This window comes from Pinirhizobacter sp. (genome assembly GCF_035317885.1).
Taxonomy (GTDB): Bacteria; Pseudomonadota; Gammaproteobacteria; order Xanthomonadales; family Rhodanobacteraceae; genus Pinirhizobacter.
The window spans coordinates 1-3,825 of record NZ_DATHFX010000155.1; the positions used below are offsets into that span (position 1 = coordinate 1).

General features: G+C 66.7%; 5 protein-coding genes. 2 read left to right on the forward strand and 3 right to left on the reverse strand.

The features are described from left to right. Nucleotides 1–329, reverse strand: a 329-nt coding sequence (locus tag VK519_RS04690; RefSeq protein WP_324347972.1) for a DUF4870 domain-containing protein, incomplete at its 3' end; no start/stop codon positions are given. Between the two features lie 71 nt (nucleotides 330–400). Next, nucleotides 401–1,753 (reverse strand): metalloprotease PmbA, encoded by a 1,353-nt coding sequence (pmbA, locus tag VK519_RS04695; RefSeq protein WP_324347973.1) that lies wholly within the window; start codon nucleotides 1,751–1,753, stop codon nucleotides 401–403. 119 nt (nucleotides 1,754–1,872) lie between these two features. Between pmbA and VK519_RS04700 the strand changes: the two genes are divergently transcribed. Continuing rightward, entirely contained in the window at nucleotides 1,873–2,103 is a 231-nt protein-coding gene (locus VK519_RS04700) for a DUF1653 domain-containing protein (RefSeq protein ID WP_324347974.1), read from the forward strand. Further along, the gene (gene yjgA, locus VK519_RS04705) at nucleotides 2,100–2,681 is read left to right on the forward strand and encodes a ribosome biogenesis factor YjgA (RefSeq protein ID WP_414692697.1); all 582 of its coding nucleotides are present in this window, start codon (nucleotides 2,100–2,102) and stop codon (nucleotides 2,679–2,681) included. The genes VK519_RS04700 and yjgA overlap by 4 nt, the downstream gene beginning before the upstream one ends. Before the next feature lie 54 nt (nucleotides 2,682–2,735). On the opposite strand, the gene tldD is transcribed toward yjgA, so the two are convergent. Beyond that, on the reverse strand, nucleotides 2,736–3,825 hold a 1,090-nt coding region (gene tldD, locus VK519_RS04710; RefSeq protein WP_324347975.1), incomplete at its 5' end, for a metalloprotease TldD.

The window sequence follows — 3,825 nt, forward strand, 5'->3', positions numbered from 1 at the left end:
GCGATGATGCACATGACCAGGTTGAAAATCCAAAGCACCCAGGTCAGGAACACGCCGATGATGATGATGGTGAGGATCCAGCAGATCACGTAGCCGATGATCACGGTGATCTGGAAGTTGAGCGCTTCCTTGGCCTCCGTCACCAGGTACGCCTTCTCGGGGCGGTCCTTGTGGACCAGCCACACGATCAGCGGCACGATGAAGCTGAAGAGGAACCCCGACAGGTGCGTCAGCATGGCCAGGTTGCGGTCGTCGGCCGCGGCGGGCGGTGGAACGGGCTCGTACGGCGGCGGCGTGGACGGTGGCACCTGGTCCGGCGGTATGCTCATGGCTATTCCTCCCCGCGATCATTCGCCTCGCCACTGTCGGCATCCGCCGGGCGCCTGTCAAGGCGCAAGGGTCACTCCCCGGCGATGGTCATCCGCTCGACCAGGATCGACCCGGTGAGCACGTGCGAGCGGTGGTCGACGTCGTTGCCCACCGCCACGATGTTCGCGTAGAGGTCGCGCAGGTTCGCCGCGATGGTAATTTCCTCGACCGGGAACTGGATTTCCCCGTTTTCCACCCAGAACCCGGACACGCCACGGGAGTAATCGCCGGTGATGATCGACACACCCTGGCCCATGGCCTCGGTCACCAGCAGGCCCGTGCCCAGGCGGCGCAGCATGCCGGCGAAGTCGTCATCGCCCGTGCGCACGATGAGATTGTGCACGCCGCCGGCATTGCCGGTGGATTGAAGCCCCAGCTTCCGGGCCGAATAGCTGCCCAGGACGTACCGCTGCAACACGCCGCCGGCGACAAGGGCCGAATCGGCCGTGGCGGTGCCCTCGGCATCGAATGCGCTCGACGCCAGGCCACCCTTCAGATGCGGCCGTTCGTCGATCGCAAACCATTCGGGAAGGATCTGCTTGCCGGCGTGGTCGACCAGGAAACTGGCCTTGCGGTACAGCGAACCGCCGCTGACCGCGCCGATCAGGTGGCCGATAAGCGAGCGGGCCACCTCCGGCGCGAACAGCACCGGCGCCTGGCGCGTGGACAGGCGCCGTGCGCCGAGCCTGGCCAGCGTGCGCTCGGCGGCTTTATGCCCGATCGCCGCCGCATTGCCGAAGCGGCGCGCATCGCGCACGCTTTCATACCAGTAGTCGCGCTGCATGCCGTCGTCGTCACCGGCGATCAAGGCCACCGACAACCCATGCCGGGTGCCACGCTCGCGTCCGACGAAGCCATGGGAATTGGCGTATACCGAGATGCTCTGGCCGGCGCTGACACTGGCGCCGTCGGAATTGGTGATGCCATCGACGGCGCGGCCGCCCTGCTCGACCTCGATGCCCAGCGCGATCGCCGCTTCCACGTCCAGGTCCCACGGGTGGTAGAGATCAAGGTCGGGCAATTGCGTGGCCATGCGCGAAGCGTCGGCGAGGCCCGCGAAGGCATCGGCTTCGGTGTAGCGGGCAATGGCACAAGCCTGTTCGATGGTGGCCTGGAGGGAATCCGGCTGCAGGTCCGCCGTGCTCGCCGAGCCCTTGCGCTGGCCGAAGTACACCGTGAGGCCGAAACCGCGGTCCCGGGTGTGCTCAACGGTCTCCACCTCGCCCAGGCGCACGTTCACGTTGAGCCCGGTGTCGATGCTGGCCGATACCTCGGCCTGGCTGGCGCCGGCCGCCAGGGCGCGCCTGATGACATCCTCGGCGAGGTTGGCCAGGCGGTCGGAATCTTGCAGGCTGGTGTCGGCGACACGGGCGACTTGGTTCACTACGTAGGTTCCTGCTTGGACGACGGGGTAGAATAACGGGCCTCGGCGTGCCCTGCCCGACCCGACATGGGGTCCGGCCCCGCCGATCAAAAGCGCAGCAGCGCCCCGGAACCCCCGTCATGACTGTCATTTGCGGCCTCTACCGCCACTACAAGGGAAATCTCTACAGCGTGCTGGGCACTGCCCGGCATAGCGAGACCATGGAGGAACTGGTGGTCTACCGCGCGCTGTATGGCGACCATGGCCTGTGGGTGCGCCCCGCCTCGATGTTCGCCGAATCGGTCGAAGTGGCCGGTGAGTGCGTGCCGCGCTTTGCCCTCACTGAAGAAAGCGAAGGATTCACCTCGTGAGGAACGACACCGACATGACCGATGCCGACGAGGACCTCGGCCCCACCCGCACCCAGCAACGCCGCGATGCCCTGGCCGTGCTCGCCTTTGCCAACCAGCTGTGCGAATTGCCGCCCACGCGCGTAGGCAAGATGAATCTTCCCGACGACGTCCTGACCGAAATCGGCCATGTGCGCCGCATCACCGCACATGGCGCGCGCAAGCGGCAGCTGGCATACCTGGCCAAGATCATGCGCCGCCACGACGACGCCGATTTCGACGACGCGCGCGCGGCGATGGGTGAGAACCGTGAGCGCCAGCGGCAGGAAACCGCCGCGATGCATCGATTGGAAAACCAGCGCGACAAGCTCCTGGCCGATGACGACGCGCTGGCGCCGTTCATCGCCGAACATCCCGGCGTCGACCGCCAGCACCTGCGTTCATTGATCCGCCAGGCGCGCAGCGAACGCGAGGCCAGCAAACCCATGCGGGCCTACCGGGAAATTTTCCAGATGCTCAAGGACCTTGCAGGCGGAGGTGATGCCGACGCCGAGGCCGGCACGGACGAAAGCCGCGTACAGACCGGCGGCGAAGACTAAACCGCGCGAGTTGGGGGTCAGAGTGAATACTCTGACCCCGGCCACCGAGCCTGGTCAGGTAGCGGTGCCGCCCACCGTCATGTTGTCGATGCGCAAGGTGGGCTGGCCTACGCCCACCGGCACGCTCTGGCCATCCTTGCCGCACACGCCCACGCCCTCGTCGAGCTTCATGTCGTTACCGATCATCGACACGCGCGTGAGCGCCTCCGGGCCGTTGCCGATCAAGGTGGCGCCCTTCACCGGCCGCGTCACCTTGCCGTCCTCGATCAGGTAGGCCTCGCTGGCGGAGAAGGTGAACTTGCCGTTGGTGATGTCCACCTGGCCGCCACCGAAATTCACCGCATACAGGCCGCGCTTGACCGAGGCGATGATCTCCTGCGGATCGCGGTCGCCACCACGCATGTAGGTATTGGTCATGCGCGGCATCGGCAGCTGCGCGAACGATTCGCGGCGGCCGTTGCCGGTGGACTTGACGCCCATCAGGCGCGCATTGAGTTTGTCCTGCATGTAGCCCCGCAGGATGCCGTCCTCGATCAGCATGGTGCACTCGGTGGGCGTGCCCTCATCGTCGATGTTCAGCGATCCGCGGCGGCCGTCCAGCGTGCCGTCGTCGACCACGGTCACGCCCTTCGCCGCCACGCGCTCGCCGATGCGCCCGGCAAACGCCGAACTGCCCTTGCGGTTGAAGTCACCTTCCAGGCCGTGGCCGATGGCTTCGTGCAGCAGGATGCCTGGCCAGCCCGGCCCCAGTACCACGGTCATGCCGCCGGCCGGCGCATCCACCGCTTCCAGGTTCACCAAGGCCTGGCGTACGGCCTCGGCGGCAAACGCATGGGCGCGGCCATTCTCGAGCAACTGGCGATAACCATAGCGGCCACCGCCGCCGCTGTGGCCTTGTTCGCGGCGACCGTCCTGTTCCACGATCACCTGCACGTTCAGGCGCACCAGCGGGCGCACGTCGGCGGCGAGCGTACCGTCGGAGGCGGCGATCAATACCGTATCGAGCGTCGCCGACATGCTCACCACCACCTGCTTGACGCGGGGGTCGCGCGAGCGCGCATAGGCGTCGACTTCGCGCAGCACCGCGATCTTCTCTTCGTTGGGCAGGCTCTCCACCGGGTCGATCGCCGGGTACAGGGCGCGG